This is a genomic window from Brevundimonas sp., from assembly GCF_965227765.1.
In the GTDB taxonomy this organism is placed as follows: Bacteria; Pseudomonadota; Alphaproteobacteria; order Caulobacterales; family Caulobacteraceae; genus Brevundimonas.
Map to the genome: position 1 here is coordinate 3,142,579 of NZ_OZ245778.1, position 16,433 is coordinate 3,159,011.

General features: G+C 68.3%; 16 protein-coding genes and 1 pseudogene. 15 read left to right on the top strand and 2 right to left on the bottom strand.

Features of this window, described 5'->3' with window-relative positions; all coding sequences use genetic code 11:
* Positions 1 to 3 precede the first annotated feature (3 nt).
* Entirely contained in the window at positions 4 to 903 is a 900-nt protein-coding gene (locus ACO05L_RS15055) for a DUF3034 family protein (RefSeq protein ID WP_421729980.1), read from the bottom strand.
* Between the two features lie 161 nt (positions 904 to 1,064).
* Between ACO05L_RS15055 and ACO05L_RS15060 the strand changes: the two genes are divergently transcribed.
* The 9 genes from ACO05L_RS15060 to hisF all read left to right on the top strand — a co-directional run bounded on the left by ACO05L_RS15060 (position 1,065) and on the right by hisF (position 10,341).
* Positions 1,065 to 1,682 carry a methylamine utilization protein gene (locus ACO05L_RS15060; protein WP_421729981.1) on the top strand — a complete coding sequence of 206 codons (618 nt, stop codon included), beginning with the start codon at positions 1,065 to 1,067 and terminating at the stop codon, positions 1,680 to 1,682.
* Position 1,683: 1 nt separating this feature from the next.
* Positions 1,684 to 3,993: a putative bifunctional diguanylate cyclase/phosphodiesterase gene (locus tag ACO05L_RS15065; protein WP_421729982.1), complete on the top strand. Its 2,310-nt coding sequence runs from the start codon at positions 1,684 to 1,686 to the stop codon at positions 3,991 to 3,993.
* A gap of 118 nt (positions 3,994 to 4,111) precedes the next feature.
* A complete protein-coding gene (locus ACO05L_RS15070; protein ID WP_421729983.1) occupies positions 4,112 to 4,402 on the top strand; it encodes a YerC/YecD family TrpR-related protein in 291 nt (96 codons plus the stop codon).
* A gap of 7 nt (positions 4,403 to 4,409) precedes the next feature.
* Positions 4,410 to 5,291 (top strand): ATP phosphoribosyltransferase, encoded by an 882-nt coding sequence (gene hisG / locus ACO05L_RS15075; RefSeq protein WP_421729984.1) that lies wholly within the window; start codon positions 4,410 to 4,412, stop codon positions 5,289 to 5,291.
* Positions 5,291 to 6,598, top strand: coding sequence for a histidinol dehydrogenase (gene hisD / locus ACO05L_RS15080; RefSeq protein WP_421729985.1), 1,308 nt, complete (start codon positions 5,291 to 5,293; stop codon positions 6,596 to 6,598). The genes hisG and hisD overlap by 1 nt, the downstream gene beginning before the upstream one ends.
* A 148-nt stretch (positions 6,599 to 6,746) precedes the next feature.
* Positions 6,747 to 8,174: an imidazoleglycerol-phosphate dehydratase HisB gene (gene hisB, locus ACO05L_RS15085; RefSeq protein ID WP_421729986.1), complete on the top strand. Its 1,428-nt coding sequence runs from the start codon at positions 6,747 to 6,749 to the stop codon at positions 8,172 to 8,174.
* Positions 8,171 to 8,773, top strand: a complete 603-nt coding sequence (gene hisH / locus ACO05L_RS15090; RefSeq protein WP_421729987.1) for an imidazole glycerol phosphate synthase subunit HisH — start codon at positions 8,171 to 8,173, stop codon at positions 8,771 to 8,773. The genes hisB and hisH overlap by 4 nt, the downstream gene beginning before the upstream one ends.
* Complete coding sequence (locus ACO05L_RS15095; protein WP_421729988.1) at positions 8,767 to 9,501, top strand: HisA/HisF-related TIM barrel protein; 735 nt, start codon at positions 8,767 to 8,769, stop codon at positions 9,499 to 9,501. Before hisH ends, ACO05L_RS15095 begins: the two co-directional genes overlap by 7 nt.
* 72 nt (positions 9,502 to 9,573) lie before the next feature.
* Complete coding sequence (hisF, locus tag ACO05L_RS15100; RefSeq protein WP_421729989.1) at positions 9,574 to 10,341, top strand: imidazole glycerol phosphate synthase subunit HisF; 768 nt, start codon at positions 9,574 to 9,576, stop codon at positions 10,339 to 10,341.
* On the opposite strand, the pseudogene ACO05L_RS15105 reads toward hisF, so the two are convergent.
* Positions 10,336 to 10,401, bottom strand: a pseudogene (locus ACO05L_RS15105) (hypothetical protein); the annotation flags it as partial. The gene hisF and the pseudogene ACO05L_RS15105 overlap by 6 nt on opposite strands.
* A gap of 79 nt (positions 10,402 to 10,480) precedes the next feature.
* On the opposite strand from ACO05L_RS15105, the gene hisIE reads away from it, so the two are divergent.
* The 6 genes from hisIE to ACO05L_RS15135 are packed head-to-tail and all read left to right on the top strand — an operon-like array spanning position 10,481 to position 16,424.
* Entirely contained in the window at positions 10,481 to 11,104 is a 624-nt protein-coding gene (gene hisIE / locus ACO05L_RS15110; RefSeq protein WP_421729990.1) for a bifunctional phosphoribosyl-AMP cyclohydrolase/phosphoribosyl-ATP diphosphatase HisIE, read from the top strand.
* A 50-nt stretch (positions 11,105 to 11,154) separates the two neighbouring features.
* Positions 11,155 to 12,624, top strand: coding sequence for a glucose-6-phosphate dehydrogenase (zwf, locus tag ACO05L_RS15115; protein ID WP_421729991.1), 1,470 nt, complete (start codon positions 11,155 to 11,157; stop codon positions 12,622 to 12,624).
* Entirely contained in the window at positions 12,617 to 13,339 is a 723-nt protein-coding gene (gene pgl / locus ACO05L_RS15120; protein ID WP_421729992.1) for a 6-phosphogluconolactonase, read from the top strand. The genes zwf and pgl overlap by 8 nt, the downstream gene beginning before the upstream one ends.
* Positions 13,339 to 15,171, top strand: coding sequence for a phosphogluconate dehydratase (edd, locus tag ACO05L_RS15125; RefSeq protein ID WP_421729993.1), 1,833 nt, complete (start codon positions 13,339 to 13,341; stop codon positions 15,169 to 15,171). Before pgl ends, edd begins: the two co-directional genes overlap by 1 nt.
* The gene (gene glk, locus ACO05L_RS15130) at positions 15,171 to 16,169 is read left to right on the top strand and encodes a glucokinase (RefSeq protein ID WP_421729994.1); all 999 of its coding nucleotides are present in this window, start codon (positions 15,171 to 15,173) and stop codon (positions 16,167 to 16,169) included. The genes edd and glk overlap by 1 nt, the downstream gene beginning before the upstream one ends.
* An 18-nt stretch (positions 16,170 to 16,187) precedes the next feature.
* Complete coding sequence (locus ACO05L_RS15135; protein WP_421729995.1) at positions 16,188 to 16,424, top strand: hypothetical protein; 237 nt, start codon at positions 16,188 to 16,190, stop codon at positions 16,422 to 16,424.
* Positions 16,425 to 16,433: the final 9 nt, after the last annotated feature.

A 16,433-nucleotide genomic window follows, 5' to 3' on the forward strand; every position in this document is an offset into this window, starting at 1 on the left:
TTTTCAGAACCCAACCTGGAGCGAGAGATAGAGGCCGCGCTGGTCCTCGAACGTGGCGATCGAGCCCAGGTCCGTATAGGCGGCCGTGACGGAGACATGCTTGTTCAGCGCATAGGCGGCGTAGATGTCGTACCAGTCGTCTTCCTTGGCGAAGCCCAGGTTGTCCGGCTTGGTCCTGTATTCGGCGCCGACGACCAGTCTGGGGCTCAGCAGATACCCGACAGAACCCTCGAACTGCGGCTCCAGGTCGTCGTTGCGATCGCCGCCATAACCCAGAAGACCGGTCTGGTTGGCGTTGGTCCAGCGCACCGTGCCGTTGACCAGCAGGCTCTCAGCCAGGAACAGCTTGGTCGCGGCGACATAATAGTCCACGCCCTCGTCGTCGTTCCCGCCGACCGCCGAGATGATCGCGCCCTGGTCGTTGGATTTGTACTGCGCCCCCACGGCGATCTGGGGCAGCCAGGTATCCTGGCCGTAGACGGCGTCGCCCAGCACCTTGATCTTCACCCCCACCACGTCCTGGGTGAAGGTGAAGTCCTTGCCCAGGCCCAGCAGGGCGCCCGTGTCGCCGGTGTCGAACTCCTGGCGGGCGACCGACAGTTCGACCCGGTCCCACAGGCCGACAGCCGCCCCGACCGAGCGAAACTCATAGTCGGGCAGGTTGACGTAGGTGGCGTGAAGATTGGCGCCGACGCCGTCCTCGGCGCCATAACCGGACGTCAGGGCCCAGGTCGCCAGTCCGCCGCCGCCCGAACCTTCGATGGTCGAGACCCCGCCCGTCAGCAGAAGCTTGCCGCCTGCGCGACTCTCGGGGATCCAGCGCGATTGCGCGGCGGCCGACCCGGCGATGGCGCTTAGGGCCACGATGGATACGACGGCGACGGTTACGAAAGAGCGGCCCATAGGATCTCGACGCTGAAGGAGAGATCGGAAACAAACCGAATCAACGTTAATATCAAATAAAGCTACAGACTACTTAAGTAGTTTTGACACCTTGAGGGCGCACAACCCAAAGTTGTGTGATGATTTACTCAAATTTTATAGCTTTGAGCTAGCTATAGAGAATGCGCCTTCTCACATCGCTGATCATCGCCCTAATATTCAGTACTCCGGCCTTCGCCGGGGACCTGACAGTCCAGGTAAGGGATGGATCAGGGCAACCTGTCCGAGATGCGGTCATCACCGTCCATCCCAACAGCGGCGTGCCGGCAGGACCGATCCGCTTCCCGTGGCCCCTGCGGATCAGCCAGGAGGATCTGCAGTTCAATCCCTATGTGCTGATCGTCCCGGTGGGCGGGACCGTCAGCTTTCCGAATCTGGATCGGGTGCGCCACCACGTCTATTCCTTCTCTCGCGGCAACCGTTTCGAGATCGAACTCTATGGTCGCGACCAGACGCGCAGCCATGTCTTCACGGCGCCGGGCGTCGCGGCCCTGGGCTGCAATATCCACGACCAGATGCTGGCCTATGTGAAGGTGGTCGATACCCCCTGGGCGGCCCGCACCGGGCCGACTGGCGATGTGGTCGTGACCGGCATCCCGGCGGGCGGCGCGACCCTGCGGGTCTGGCATCCACGTCTGACCAACCGCGGCAACGAGATCGCCACTGTCTTCACAATGGCTGCGGGTCCAAGCCGGCAGTTCATTACCGGCGACTTCAGCGGCCGGGCCTCGGTCCGCTGAGATGATCCGCTTCAACCGCCTGCAAACCCGGCTGACGGTCCTCTACATGGGGCTGTTCGGCGTGGCGCTGGTGCTGGTCGCGATCGCCGTGGTCACCGCCGTGACCCGCAGCGCCCAGACGGTTGTGCGCGGCGAACTCAGGGCCTCGGGGCAGGTCTACAACCAGATCTGGGCCGCGCGCTCGGGACAGCTTCGACAGGGCGCCGCCGTCCTGGCCCAGGACTACGGATTCCGTGAAGCCGTCGCCACGAACGACGAGGCCACGGTCCGCTCGGCCCTCGACAATCTGCGTGTCCGCCAGAAGGTCAACGGCGCCATGATCGTCGGGGTCGACGGCTATGTCACCGCCGCCGGGCTGAATCCCGACGAAGCCTCCATCGACACCCTGTTCCGGGGCCTGCAATCCGGCGATCGGGACGCGGGGGTTCTGGGCATCGGCGGACAGCCGTACCAGGTCGTGGCCGCCCCGATCATGGCCCCGGTGCTGATCGGCTGGGTCGTGTTTGTCGAACGCCTCGACCAGACGCAGATGCAGACCCTGGAAAGCCTGTCGGCCATCCCCCTGTCGGCGACGGTGATGACCCGCTCCCAGGCCGGGTGGCGCGACATGGGCGGCTCCACAACGCCGCTCGGCGATACCATCGAAAGCCAGGCCAAGGCTGACGATCCCCGCCCGGTCACGGCCGCCATGCCCGAGGGGCCCGCCATGCTCCTGGCCCGCCCCCTGCCCAGTTTCGACGAAGCCTCGGCCGCCGTGCTTGTGCTCGACTATCCGCTTAATCGAGCCATGAAGCCTTATGAATCCCTGTTCCTGGCCCTGGCCCTGATCGGTCTGGCCGGTCTTGGCATGCTGATGCTCGGCACCTGGATGTTGGCGCGCGGACTGACGCGGCCGATCAGCGCGCTGGACGACGCCGTCCACCGCCTGCAACAGGGTGAGCACGCCGAGGTCGAGGTGCGGTCCACCGACGAGATCGGCCGTCTGGCCTCCAGCTTCAACGCCATGGCCGGCGACATCCGTGACCGCGAAGCGCGTCTGACCCACATGGCCATGCACGACCAGGAGACAGGCCTGCCCAACCGTCGCTCGCTGGAGCGTGGCGCGGGCAATACGCCGGGCGGCTATGTCGCCCTGATCGGCGTGGACCGCTTCGAGATCGTGCGCAACGCCATCGGCTATGACTCCATGGCCCAACTTCTGGCCGCCCTGGGCGCGCGCCTAGCCGACCTGACGCCCGGAGCCGCAATCGCCCGCGTCGGCGCCGGCGCCCTGGGTCTTGTGTTCGAGGCCGGCGAGGATGCCGAAGCGCTCGAGATCATCGCCGAAATCTGCGAGGCCGCCGAACAGCCGGTCCGGTTGAACGGCGCCACGGTCGACGTCTCCCTCAGCGCCGGTCTGGCGCGTGCGGGTCAGAGCCTGTCCAGCGTCGATTCCGCCGTAGATCGCGCCGCCATCGCCCTGGACCAGACGCGCGCCGCCCGGCGACGTTGCGGTATGTTCGACGCCCCGGCCTATGGCGATCCGGGCGGCAACCTGTCGCTGATTTCTGAACTGATGACAGCCGTTCAGAACGGCGAGGTCTGGCTGGCCTATCAGCCCAAATACGATCTGCGCGCCGACCGCATCAACGGCTGCGAGGCCTTGATGCGCTGGCGTCATCCGCGCCGGGGCTTCGTCTCGCCCGACCTGTTCATCGGCATGGCGGAAGAGACTGGCCATATCCGTCCGCTGACCGAATGGGTCATCCGCCAGGCCATTCAGGACCAGAGACTGCTCGCTGCGGCCGGGCACGCCCTGACGGTTTCGGTCAACATCTCGGGCCGTTTGCTTTCGGACGAGGACTTCGCCGCCTTCGCCCTGAACGAGGTGGTCACCTCCGGCGCCGACCTGTGTTTCGAAATCACCGAGACGGCCGTCATCGACAACCCCGAGATCGCTCTTGGCGTCATCGACCGCTTCGCCGAAGCCGGCATTTGCGTCTCTATCGACGACTATGGTTCGGGCCTGTCGTCCCTGGCCTATCTGAAGCGGATCAGGGCCGACGAACTGAAGATCGACAAGGCCTTCGTGCTGTCGCTGGACGAATCTTCGCGCGATGCGCTGCTGGTGAAATCCACCATCGACCTGGCCCACAGCCTTGGTCTCAAGGTCGTCGCCGAAGGCGTCGAGACCCCTACGGCCCTGGCCCTGCTGCGCGGCATGGGTTGCGATATCGCCCAGGGATACCTGATCGGCAAACCCGTCGCCCTGGCGGACCTTGTCGAACGCCTGGCGGAACCGGCAGAGCCAGAACAGATCGTCGCCGCCTGAAGCGCTAGGCCCCTTCCAAGCCTACCGCCGAACCCGGACGACCGATTCAAGAGACCCGCGCCCTCTTTTCTCAACCCAAGCCTTGACCGTTCCACTGTAACATCTTAGTGGAACGCGCATGAACGCCCCGCCCGCCAACGCCGCACTGGTCGACGCCCTGCTCTCGCTGAAGACGGCCGAGGAGGTCGAGGCCTTTCTGGCCGATCTGTGCACGCCTGCCGAACTGCGCGCCTTCGCCGAGCGCTGGCAGGTCGCGCGCCTGCTGGACGCCGGCGGAAAGTCATACCGTGAAATCGCCGCCGAGGCGCACGCCAGCCCGACCACCGTCGTGCGCGTCGCCCGGTATCTCAAAGACATGCCGCAGCAGGGATATCGCATCGCCCTGGACCGGCTGAAGACGAAAGCCTGAGTTTCCAATGAGCACTGTCCAGGGGCGGCTTCGCATCGCCGTCCAGAAATCCGGCCGCCTGGCCGACCGCAGCCTCGACCTCGTGAGGGATGCGGGCCTGCGCGTGGTCAAGGGCAACAACGACCTGCTGTACCGGGTCGAGAACTATCCCATCGACCTGCTGCGGGTGCGCGACGACGACATTCCCACCTTCGTCGCCGACGGCGTGTGCGACCTGGGCATCGTCGGCGAGAACGTTTTGGAGGAGGGGCGCAACGGCGGCCCCAACGCCGAGATCGTCATGCCCCTGGGCTTTGGCCGCTGCACCCTGAAACTGGCCGTGCCCCCGACCCTGGACTATGCCGGGCCGGGCTCGCTGGACGGCAAGCGGATCGCCACCTCCTATCCCAAGATCCTGCGGCGCTATCTCGATTCACAGGGCGTCGCTGCCGACATCATCGTCATGCGCGGCGCCGTCGAGGTGGCCCCGCGGCTCAAGCTGGCCTCGGCCATCTGCGACCTGGTTTCGACCGGGGCCACGCTGGAGGCCAACGGCCTGATCGCCAAGGAGACGGTGTTCGAAAGCCAGGCCGTGCTGATCCGCTCGCCCGCCGGGCCTGAGCCTGAACTGGCCCACCTGCTGGAATCCATCGTCGAGCGGATGGCGGGCGTGGTGTCCTCGCAAGGGGCCAAATACGTCATGCTGAACGCGCCGCGCTCGGCCCTGGATCAGATCACCGCCATCCTGCCCGGCGCCGGCGCGCCCACCGTCATGCCCCTGATGGGTCGCGACGACGCGGTCGCCGTCCACGCCGTCTGTCAGGAAGCGGTCTTCTGGGAAACGCTGGAGAAGCTTAAGGCGGCCGGCGCCTCGGCCATCCTGGTCCTGCCCATCGAGAAGATGATGTGATGAAAAGGTTGGACTGGGCATCCCTGGACGCCGCAGGCCGCAAGGCCGCCCTGGCGCGTCCGCGTCAGAGGACCGAGGCGCGCGTCACCGACGTGGTGCGCGAAATCTTCGACGACGTGCAGGCGCGCGGCGGTCAGGCCGTGACCGACTGGGCGGTGAAGCTGGACAAGGCCCCGCCGCGCCGCATCGCCATCACCCCCGATGCGGTGGCTGAGGCGAGGAACGCCCTGGCGCCCGCAGACGCGCGCTCGATCCGCATCGCGGCCGAGAATATCCGCGTCTTCCACGAAATGACCCGGCCCGCCGACACGGTCTGGATCGAGACCACGCCCGGCGTGAAATCCAGGCTGGTCTGGCGGCCCATCCGGGCGGCCGGCCTCTATGTACCCGGCGGCACCGCGCCCCTGTTCTCGTCCCTGCTGATGCTGGCCATTCCCGCCGCCGTCGCGGGCGTGGGTCAGCGGATCGCCGTAACCCCGCCATCCAAAGACGGCTCGGCACACCCCGCCATGATCCTGGCCGCATCCGAGGCCGGTCTGGACGCCCTGTGGCTGCTGGGCGGCGCCCAGGCCATCGCCGCATTGACCTTCGGCTGCGTGCTGGACGACGGCGAGATCGCCCCGGTCGACAAGCTGTTCGGCCCCGGCAACGCCTGGGTCGCAGAGGCCAAGCGTTACGCCTCGGCCCTGCCCGGCGGTCCCTCGGCCGACATGCCCGCCGGTCCGTCCGAACTGCTGGTCATCGCCGATGGCTCCGCCGATCCGGAGATCGCCGCCGCCGACCTGCTGAGCCAGGCCGAGCACGACGCCGACGCCCAGGTCATCCTGGTCTCGGACTCGACCGCCACGATCAACGCCATCCTCGAAGCCGTCGAGGAACAGCTGCAAACCCTGCCCCGCGCCGACATCGCCCGCGCCTCCCTGGCCGAGGCCCGCGCCATCAAGGTCAAGGACATCGAGACCGCCTGCGAGGTCGCCAACCTGTACGGCCCCGAACACCTGGCCATCCAGACCGAGGAGGCCGAGCGTCTGGTCGCCTCGATCACCGCCGCCGGCGCCGTCTTCGTCGGCAGGAACGCCGCCGAGACCCTGGGCGACTACGCCGCCGGCCCGTCCCACGTCCTGCCGACCGACGGCGGCGCGCGGACCCTGGGCGGCATCACCACCGCCAGCTTCATGACCTCGATGTCGGTCCAGACCGTTTCGGACGAAGGCGCCCGCGTCCTGGCCCCCGTCGCCGCCCGCCTCGCCCGGCTGGAAGGCCTCGAAGCCCACGCCCGCGCCGCCGATTTGAGGAGCGGAGAATGATCTCGACCGCACAAATCCTCCCCCGTCGGGGGAGGGGAACCACGAAGTGGTGGAGGGGGCCAGCCCCACGCGCCCTGTTCGCGTCTAGCCCCCTCCGTCACGCCGCGAAGACGCGCCGCGCCACCTCCCCCGACGGGGGAGGATCACAATGACCCTGCCCGCCCCCTATGCCCCGCTGGTGTCCGGCGGCGAGGGCCTGGATCGCTATCCGGCCGACCCCTCGGCGCTCGGCGCCCGCATGGCCCAGATCTATGGCGTGGCCGTGGATCAGGTCCTGCCGGTGCGCGGCCTGACCCATGGGCTGGAGCTGGTCTGGCGTCTCGCCGCCCGCGAAGGCCGCTCGGTCCAGGCGCCCGACGCCAGCCCCTATAGCGACCTGGCCGCCATCTATCCGGCGTCGAAATCCGAGCCCGCCGCCATCGTCATCCGCGCGCTCGGCTCGCCCGAAGCGGTCGCCGAGATGGCCGAACGCGTCGCCCCCGCCCTGCTGGTCGTGGACGAGGGCCTGATCGAATTCGCCGACGCTGCATCCGCCGCCGCCCTCGTCGCCGACCACGCCAATCTGGTGGTCCTGCGCAGCCTGTCCCTGGCCTATGGTCTGGCGGGCGCCCGCGTCGGCGCCGCCATCGCCCAGCCCCAGACCCTGGCCCGCCTGGCCAGCGTGCTCGAACCCTACGCCCTGCCCGAGCCCCTGGTCCGTCTGGCGCAACAGGCGCTGGATCCGTCGCGGATGCTGGAGACGGCCGAGCGTATCGGCGGCGTGAAGCGTGAGCGCGCCCGCCTCGCCCGCGAGATCGGCCGGCTGATGACCGTCGACGCCGGCGTCGGCCCCATCCTCATGGCCCGCCCGGACGACATCGCCGCGACCCTGGCCGAGCTGTCCAAATACGGCGTCGCCGCCGACCGCTCCGGCGATCGGCTGCGCCTGCCCGTGTCGCTCAAGCCCGAGGTCAACGACCGGCTGCTGGCCGCCCTGGGCCTGACCCCGCCCCGCTCGCGTCCGGCCCGCATCGGCCAGGCCGTTCGCGACACCAAGGAGACGCGCATCGTCTGCGCCGTCGATCTGGATTCGCCCGGCCCCATCACCATCCACACCGGCGTCGGCTTCTTCGACCACATGCTGGAGCAGATCGCGGCCCACGGCGGATTCTCGCTGCGCCTGTCCTGCGAAGGCGACCTGCACACCGATCCGCACCACACCATCGAGGACAGCGCCATCGCCCTGGGCCAGGCGTTGAAACAGGCGCTTGGCGAGCGCCGCGGCATCGCCCGCTACGGCTTCGTCCTGGCCATGGACGAGGCTGAGGCCCACATCGCCATCGACCTGTCGGGCCGTCCCTATCCGCTGTTCGAAGGGACATTCGCGACCCCCTTCATCGGCGAATATCGCACCGACCTGACGGCCCACGTCTTCCGCTCCCTGGCCGAGGCCATGGGCGCCGCCGTCCACGTCAAGGTCACCGGCGACGACGACCACCACAAGACCGAAGCCGTCTACAAGGCCTTCGGCCGCGCCCTGCGTCAGGCCATCCGCATCGAGGGCGACGCCGTGCCGAGCACCAAGGGCGTCCTATGACTGCGGTCGCCATCATCGGTTACGGCGCGGGCAACACCGCCTCGGTCCAGTTCGCGCTGGAGCGGCTGGGCTGCGAGCCCGTCATCACCGCCGATCCCCAGGTCATCGCCTCCGCCGAACGGGTCATCCTGCCGGGCGTCGGCGCGGCGGGCTACGCCATGGAACGGCTTGACGCCCTGGGCCTGATCGAGCCGCTGAAGGCCTTCGCCGGCCCGCTTCTGGGCGTCTGCCTGGGCCAGCAGCTTCTCTATGAACGCAGCGAGGAAGGTGGCGGCGTGGATATGCTGGGGTTCATCCCCGGCGTGGTCACCGCCTTCGACCTGCCGCCCCGCCTGCCCGTGCCGCACATGGGCTGGACCAAGCTGGAGCGCCTCAAGGCCGACCCGCTGATCGAGGGCGTGGCCGACGAGGAATACGCCTATTTCGTCCACGGTTTCGTCTGCCCCGACGGTCCCGCGACCCTGGTCGCCGCCGACTATGGCCTGCGCGTGCCCGCCGTGGTCCGCAGCGGCAACCGCTGGGGCTGCCAGTTCCACCCCGAGCGCTCGGCCAAGACCGGCGCCCGCATCCTGCAAAACTTCCTGAGCCTTCCATGCTGATCTATCCCGCCATCGACCTGCGCCACGGCGTCTGCGTGCGCCTGATGCACGGCCGGTTCGACCAGGTGACCGAGTATGATGCGTCGCCCCCCGCCCGGCTGGCCGGCTTCGTCGCTGAGGGCGCCGAGTGGGTCCATATTGTCGATCTGGACGGCGCCGAGGCCGGCCGCGCGGTCCAGCACGACCTGATCGGACAACTGGCCAAGAGCATCGAGGTCAAGATCCAGTCCGGCGGCGGCGTCCGCACGGTCGAGGATGTCGAACGCCTGCTGGCCGCCGGGGTGGACCGGGTCGTGGTCGGGTCCCTGGCCGTCACCCGCCCGCACGAGGTCGCCCTGTGGCTGGAGCGGTTCGGCCCCGAGAAACTGACCCTGGCCTTCGACGTGCGCGTCGACGAGCGGGGCGTGCCGACCCCCTCGCTGAAGGGCTGGACCCAGGCGGCGGACTTCGACCTGTGGGCGGCGCTGGATCGCTATACCGCCGGGACCGTGCGCCACGTCCTGGTCACCGACGTGGGCCGCGACGGCGCCCTGACCGGACCCAATCTGGACCTGCTGGCCGACATCCGCCTGGCCCGGCCCGACCTGAAGGTCCAGGCGTCCGGCGGCGTCTCCTCGCTGGACGACCTGACCGCCTGCGCCGCCATCGGCTGCGACGGCGCCATCGTCGGCCGCGCCATCTACGAAGGCCGCTTCACCGCCGGCCAGGCCATTCGGGCCGTCGCATGACGGCCCCCTCTTCGATGAAAAAGCGAGCCATCAAATGACGGCCCCCTCTTCGATGAAAAAGCGAGCCGTCAAATGACGGCTCGACGCATCGTCCCCTGTCTCGACGTCAAGGACGGCCGCGTGGTCAAGGGCGTGCGCTTCGAGGGCCACGTCGACATGGGCGACGCGGCCGAACTGGCCGCCCGCTATCGCGACGAGGGCGCCGACGAACTGGTCTTCTACGACATCACCGCCAGCCCGGAGGGTCGCACCCTGGACTATGGCTGGGTCAAGTCGATCGCGCGGCTGCTGGACATCCCCTTCTGCGTCGCCGGCGGCATCCGCACGGTGGATCAGGCCGCCGCCTGTCTGGATCATGGCGCCGACAAGGTGTCGATCAATTCGCCCGCCCTGGAACGCCCCAACCTGATCGGCGAGATGGCCGCCCGCCTGGGCAGCCAGTGCGTCGTCGTCGGCGTCGATTCCCGGCGAGAAGCCGGCGAATATGTCGTGCACAAATACACGGGCGATCCCGACAGCCGCCGCCTGGCCGGCCGTCGCACCATGGACTGGATCGTCGAGGCGCAGACGCTCGGCGCCGGCGAGATCGTGCTGAACTGCATCGATCAGGACGGGGTCCGGCGCGGCTATGACGTGGCCCAGCTGGCCGACGCCCGCGCGCGCCTGACCATCCCCCTGATCGCCTCGGGCGGGGCCGGATCGACAGCCGATTTCCTCGACGTGTTCAACAAGGCCGACGTGTCCGGCGCCCTGGCCGCCAGCGTCTTTCACACCGGCGCCATCGCCATCCCCGACCTGAAGGCCTCGCTGGCGGCGGCGGGTGTAGAGGTGAGATTATGATCGTTGCACTGAAATCCTCCCCCATCGGGGGAGGGGAACCGCGTCTTCGCGGTGGAGGGGTCTCGCCCCAAATGCAGGTGTGTGAGGTTAGCCCCCTCCACCCCTTCGGGGTCCCCCTCCCCCGGCGGGGGAGGATTAAATGATCGACCCCAACACTCTCGACTTCGCCAAGGGCGACGGCCTGATCCCGGTCGTCGTGCAGGACGCCGACACCCTGCAGGTCCTGACCCTGGCCTATATGGACCGCGCCGCCCTGGACGAGACGATCGCGTCCAAGGAGGCCACCTTCTTCTCGCGCTCGCGCGGCGGGCGGTGGAGGAAGGGCGAGACCTCGGGCAATCGCCAGACGGTCGTCTCGATCACCGCCGACTGCGACGCCGACTCCCTCGTGCTGGGCGTGCGGCCCATGGGTCCGGCCTGCCATCTGGGGACGACCAGCTGTTTCGGCGCCGAGGACGCGCCGGGCCTGGGACGTATCGCCGCCCTGGAACGCACCATCGCCGAGCGCGCGTCCCAGGATCCGTCGGTCAGCTACACGGCCCGCATGATGGCCGAAGGGCCCAAACGCCTGGCCCAGAAGGTCGGCGAAGAGGGGGTCGAGACGGCGCTGGCCGGCGTCGCCGGGCCGGACGAGGAACTGGCCAGCGAGGCGGCGGACCTGATCTATCACCTGCTGGTCCTGTTACGGGCGCGTCACATGGTGTTTCAGGACGTGCTCGACGTGTTGGCTCAGCGCGCCCAACCGGCCAAAGACACACCGTAAGAAGGGCCTATTGGTCCCATGGTTGACCCGGATACGGGGGAGGAGAGCAGATGGCGGCACTCGTGCTGTTCGGCGGCGGCGGCGACCTGGCCATGCGTATGCTGCTGCCCTCGCTGTATTTCCTGGAGCATGACGGCCTGCTGGCCAACGGGCTGAAGATCATCGGCGCCGCCCGCTCGGCCGAGAGCCGCGAGGAATATATCGCCAAGGTCCGCGACAGCGTCGAGGGCAAGGCCAAGGCCGACGACGCCTGGGACGAGGCCATCTGGTCGCGCATGGCCGACCGGCTCGACTATCTGGCGGTCGACGCGACCAACGCCGAAAGCCTCAAGCCCCTGCGCGAAAAGGCCGGCGACGGGGTGGTGACATCCTTCCTGGCCGTGTCGCCGTCCCTCTACGCCGGCATCGTCACGGCGATGAAGGAAGCCGGCCTGGCCGGTTCCGACGACCGGATCGTGCTGGAAAAGCCGGTCGGGCGCGACCTGAAATCCTTCCTCGAGATCGACGACGCGGTGGGCCACGCCTTCTCGGAAAACCAGGTGTTCCGCATCGACCACTACCTGGGCAAGGAGACGGTGCAGAACCTGATCGCCATGCGGTTCGGCAACACCATCTTCGAGCCGCTGTGGAACAACCTGTCGGTCGACCACGTCCAGATCACCATCGGCGAGACGGTGGGCGTCGGCGACCGCTGGCCCTATTACGACGAGTACGGCGCGCTCAGGGACATGGTGCAGAACCACATGCTCCAGCTGTTGTGCCTGGTGGCCATGGAGCCGCCCAGCGACCTGGATCCCGACTCGGTGCGCAACGAGAAGGTCAAGGTCCTGCGCTCGCTTCGCCGCATCACCTACGAAGAGGCCGAACGCACCACGGTGCGCGGCCAATACGTGGCCGGCAGCGTCGATGGCCAGCCGGCCAAGGGCTATGACGAAGAGCGCGGCGCCGATTCCGACACCGAGACCTTCGTCGCCATCCGCGCCGACATCGACAATTGGCGCTGGGCCGGGGTGCCCTTCTTCATGCGCACCGGCAAGCGCCTGCCGGAAAAGCGCACCGAGATCGTCATCCAGTTCAAGCCGGTGCCCCACTCGATCTTCGATTCCGACGAGGGCGAGCCGCCCGCAAACCGCATGGTCATCGAGCTTCAGCCCGAGGAGGACATCTCCCTGACGGTGATGAACAAGCGGCCGGGCCTGGATCAGCGCATGCAGTTGCAGCCGATCAAGATGTCCCTGTCATGGGGTGTCGCAGATGCGGGCGCGGCCAAGACCACCAAGCCGCCGCGCCGCCGCATCGCCTATGAGCGGCTGCTGCTGGACGCCATGAACGGCGACTCGACGCTGTTCGTGCGGCGCGACGAGGCCGAACAGGCCTGGCGCTGGATCGACGAGGTGTCCCAGGCCTGGTCCGACGGCGACATTAAGCCAGAGACCTATACGGCCGGGACCTGGGGTCCGGGCGCGTCGGAAATGCTGATGGCCCGCACCGGCCGCGAATGGAACACGGCCGATGTCTGATCGCATCGAATCCTTCCCTGACGTGGACTCGTGGGCCGCCGCCATCGCCGGTCGGCTGGAAGAGAGCCTGGCCGCCGCCGTCATCGCCAATGGCCACGCCTTCTTCGCCGGGCCGGGCGGCTCGACCCCCTCGCCGGTCTATGCCCGCATGGCCCAGGCCGACATCGACTGGTCCAAGGTCGCCGTCACCCTGGTGGACGAACGCTATGTCCCCGAGACCTCACCGGACTCGAACACCCGGCTGATCAAGGACGTGCTGCTGACGGGCAAGGCCGCCGCCGCAACCTTCGTGCCCATGTATCATTCCGAGGTGACGGTCGACCGCGCCGCCGCCCGCGCCTCGCACGCCTTCGCCGACGCCGCCAAGCAAGGGGCCGGCCGTTTCGACGCGGTCCTTTTGGGCATGGGCGAGGATGGCCATATCTGTTCCATGTTCCCCAACAGCCCGACCCTGAAGACCCTTTTGACCCCCGACCTGAAGCCCACAGTTCTGGGCGTGCCCCATGGCCGCGACGGGGCGGCGCCGACGCTGGAACGGCTGTCGATCAACCTGCCCTATCTGATCCAGGCCGGGCGCGTGATCCTGGGCCTCAAGGGCGCGGCCAAGCGCGAGGTCTATGAGCGCGAGGCCCTGGGCGCCCCCAAGATCCAGCCCATCGCGGCCATGCTGGCGGCCAATGTCCCGCTCGAAGTCATCTGGACGGAGGCGAACTGATGGCCCTTCACCCCAAGGTCGCGGAAGTCACCGCCCGCATCATCGAACGCTCGAAAGAGACCCGCGCCGACTATCTGCGCCGCATGGACGCCGCGCGCGACAGCGGCGTCGGACGCGCCAAGCTGAGCTGCGCCAACTGGGCCCACGCCTTCGCCGGCCAGACCATCGCCGACAAGCTGACGGCCATGGGCGGCAAGACCCCCAATGTCGGCGTGGTCACCGCCTACAACGACATGCTCTCGGCCCACCAGCCGTTCGAGCGCTTCCCCCACATCATCCGCGAGGCCGTGCGTGAACTGGGCGCCACGGCCCAGGTCGCCGGCGGCGTGCCCGCCATGTGCGACGGCGTCACGCAGGGCCGCCCCGGCATGGAGTTGAGCCTGTTCAGCCGCGACGTCATCGCCATGTCGACCGGCGTCGCCCTGACCCACGACGCCTTCGACGCCGCCGTCTGCCTGGGCGTCTGCGACAAGATCGTGCCCGGCCTGTTCATGGGCTCACTGGCGTTCGGCCACCTGCCGGTGATCTTCGCCCCCGCCGGGCCGATGCCCTCGGGCATTCCCAACGCCGAAAAGGCCCGCGTCCGCGCCGAGTATGCGCAAGGCAAGGTGGACCGCCAGACCCTGCTGGAAAGCGAGGTCGGGTCGTATCACTCGCCCGGCACCTGCACCTTCTACGGCACGGCCAACTCCAACCAGATGATGATGGAGCTGGGCGGGCTGCACATGCCCTCGACCGCCTTCGTCCACCCCGAGACCGGCCTGCGCGACGCCCTGACGGCGGCGGCGGCCAAGCGCGCCGTCGAACTGGCCGTCTCGGGCGAAAGCCGCATGGCCGACGTCATCGACGAGAAGTCCATCGTCAACATGATCGTGGCCTTGCTGGCCACCGGCGGATCGACCAACCACGCCATCCACCTGGTCGCCATGGCCCGCTCGGCGGGGGTCATCATCGACTGGACCGACATGGACAATCTGTCGTCCGTCACGCCGCTGCTGGCGCGGGTCTATCCCAACGGCTCGGCCGACGTGAACGCCTTCCAGGCCGCCGGGGGCGTGGCCTACATCGCCCGCGAACTGGCCCAGGCCGGCCATATCCACTCGGACGTGACCACCATCATGGGCGTGGGCATCCATCACTATTTCCAGGAACCGTCGATGATCGACGGCGAGCTGGTCTGGCGCGACGGGGTCTCAGAAAGCCTCGACCTCGACATCCTGCGCCCCGCCTCCGATCCCTTCGACAAGGAGGGCGGCCTGCGTCTGGTCGCCGGCAACCTGGGCCGCGCGGTCATCAAGATCTCGGCGGTCAAGCCCGAGCACCGCATCGTCGAGGCGCCCGCCGCCGTGTTCGAGACCCAGGAAGCCGTCTCGGCCGCCTTCAAGGCCGGCGAGCTGGACCGGGATGTCGTCATCGTCCTGCGCTTCCAGGGCCCCAAGGCCAACGGCATGCCCGAACTGCATTCCCTGTCGCCCCTGATGTCCGTCCTGTGGGATCGCGGCTTCCGCGTCGCCCTGGTCACCGACGGCCGCATGTCGGGCGCCTCGGGCAAGACCCCCGCCGCCATCCACGTCTCGCCCGAAGCCATCGAGGGCGGTCCGCTGGCCTATGTGCAGGACGGCGACATCATCCGCCTCGACCCCGAAACGGGCACGCTGGAGCTTTCCGACATGGAAGGTTCGCTTGACACGCGCGAGCGCGCCCGCCGGTCGCAGGCCAATACCGACGCCAGCGCCTGGGGCTATGGCCGTGAGATGTTCGGCGCCTTCCGCGCCCTGGTGACCACCGCCGAAGAAGGCGCCTCGGTCTGTTTCGTCAAGGAAGCCCACTGATGGCCGCACTGTCCAAGCGTATGGCGCCCAGCGACAAGACCCTGCTGGTCGGGGATGTCGGCGGCACCAACGCCCGCTTCGCCATCGCCCGCGTCATCGACGGCGTGCTGACGCTGGAACACCACGAAAGCTTCCCGGCGGCCGAACACCCGACCTTCCTGGGCGGGGTCAAGGCCTTCATCGACGGCTGCGAGGTCAAGCCGACCGGCGGCATCATCGCCGTGGCCGGCCCAGTCACGGACGGCGAGATCGACCTGACCAACTCGCCCTGGCGCGTGTCCGAGGCGGAACTCGGCACGCTTGGCCTCAACCCCGTGCGCCTGATCAACGACTTCGAGGCCCTGGCCTGGGGCGCGCCCGTGGTGCCCAGGGACCAACTCGCCTCGCTCGGCGGCCCGGACGAGGGCGAAGAACACGCGGCCATCTCGGTGCTTGGCCCTGGCACCGGGTTCGGCGTCTCGGCCCTGGCCCGCGACGTCCACGGGACCGAGATCGCCATGCCGTCCGAGGGCGGCCACGCCTGTTTCGCGCCCGGCGATCCGATCGAGGACGAAATCCTCCGTATCCTGAGGAAACGCTATGACCGCGTTTCCATCGAGCGGCTGATCTGCGGGCCGGGCCTGTTGAACATGCACCGCGCCCTGGCCGAGATCGACGGGCGCGAGAGCCATATCGAGGACCCGGCCCAGATCACCACCGAGGCGCTGGAGGACATGAACAGCCATTGCGGCGCGACCCTGGCCCGGTTCTGCGCCATCCTGGGCGCCGTGGCCGGTGACATCGCCCTGACCACGGGCTCGCGCGGCGGGGTCTTCATCGCCGGCGGCATAGCGCCCCGCATCCTTCCCTTCCTCAAGGCCAGTCCTTTCCGGGAACGGTTCGAGCGCAAGGGACGCTTCCAGGACTATATGGCCTCCATCCCGACGAACGTGATCCTGCACAAGCACGCCGCCCTGCTGGGCGCCGGCCGGGTCGCCTTCGCCGACGCCGCCGACTGATTGTAAGGTAAAGCTGACATGAAAATCGCCGCTCCCGTCATCTCCGCTGCAGCTCTGCTGACCGGCCTGGCCGCCTGCCAGCAAGAGCCCGCGCCTGCGCCCGCCCCGGCCGCCGAGCCTGCGCCCACCGCGCCAGTCACCGCCGAACAGCGCCGCGAGGAACTGCAGGTCGACAGCGCCCAACGCCAGATCGAAGCCCAGATGCAGGCGCAGATGGACGCCCAGGCCGCAGCTCCCGACAAATCGGACCACTGACGCCCGGCC

Bases quoted from the DNA above. Each gene is read 5' to 3' on its own strand.
- ACO05L_RS15055 (WP_421729980.1), bottom strand. From the start codon at position 903: ATGGGCCGCTCTTTCGTAACCGTCGCCGTCGTATCCATCGTGGCCCTA.
- ACO05L_RS15060 (WP_421729981.1), top strand. From the start codon at position 1,065: ATGCGCCTTCTCACATCGCTGATCATCGCCCTAATATTCAGTACTCCG.
- ACO05L_RS15065 (WP_421729982.1), top strand. From the start codon at position 1,684: ATGATCCGCTTCAACCGCCTGCAAACCCGGCTGACGGTCCTCTACATG.
- ACO05L_RS15070 (WP_421729983.1), top strand. From the start codon at position 4,112: ATGAACGCCCCGCCCGCCAACGCCGCACTGGTCGACGCCCTGCTCTCG.
- hisG (WP_421729984.1), top strand. From the start codon at position 4,410: ATGAGCACTGTCCAGGGGCGGCTTCGCATCGCCGTCCAGAAATCCGGC.
- hisD (WP_421729985.1), top strand. From the start codon at position 5,291: ATGAAAAGGTTGGACTGGGCATCCCTGGACGCCGCAGGCCGCAAGGCC.
- hisB (WP_421729986.1), top strand. From the start codon at position 6,747: ATGACCCTGCCCGCCCCCTATGCCCCGCTGGTGTCCGGCGGCGAGGGC.
- hisH (WP_421729987.1), top strand. From the start codon at position 8,171: ATGACTGCGGTCGCCATCATCGGTTACGGCGCGGGCAACACCGCCTCG.
- ACO05L_RS15095 (WP_421729988.1), top strand. From the start codon at position 8,767: ATGCTGATCTATCCCGCCATCGACCTGCGCCACGGCGTCTGCGTGCGC.
- hisF (WP_421729989.1), top strand. From the start codon at position 9,574: ATGACGGCTCGACGCATCGTCCCCTGTCTCGACGTCAAGGACGGCCGC.
- hisIE (WP_421729990.1), top strand. From the start codon at position 10,481: ATGATCGACCCCAACACTCTCGACTTCGCCAAGGGCGACGGCCTGATC.
- zwf (WP_421729991.1), top strand. From the start codon at position 11,155: ATGGCGGCACTCGTGCTGTTCGGCGGCGGCGGCGACCTGGCCATGCGT.
- pgl (WP_421729992.1), top strand. From the start codon at position 12,617: ATGTCTGATCGCATCGAATCCTTCCCTGACGTGGACTCGTGGGCCGCC.
- edd (WP_421729993.1), top strand. From the start codon at position 13,339: ATGGCCCTTCACCCCAAGGTCGCGGAAGTCACCGCCCGCATCATCGAA.
- glk (WP_421729994.1), top strand. From the start codon at position 15,171: ATGGCCGCACTGTCCAAGCGTATGGCGCCCAGCGACAAGACCCTGCTG.
- ACO05L_RS15135 (WP_421729995.1), top strand. From the start codon at position 16,188: ATGAAAATCGCCGCTCCCGTCATCTCCGCTGCAGCTCTGCTGACCGGC.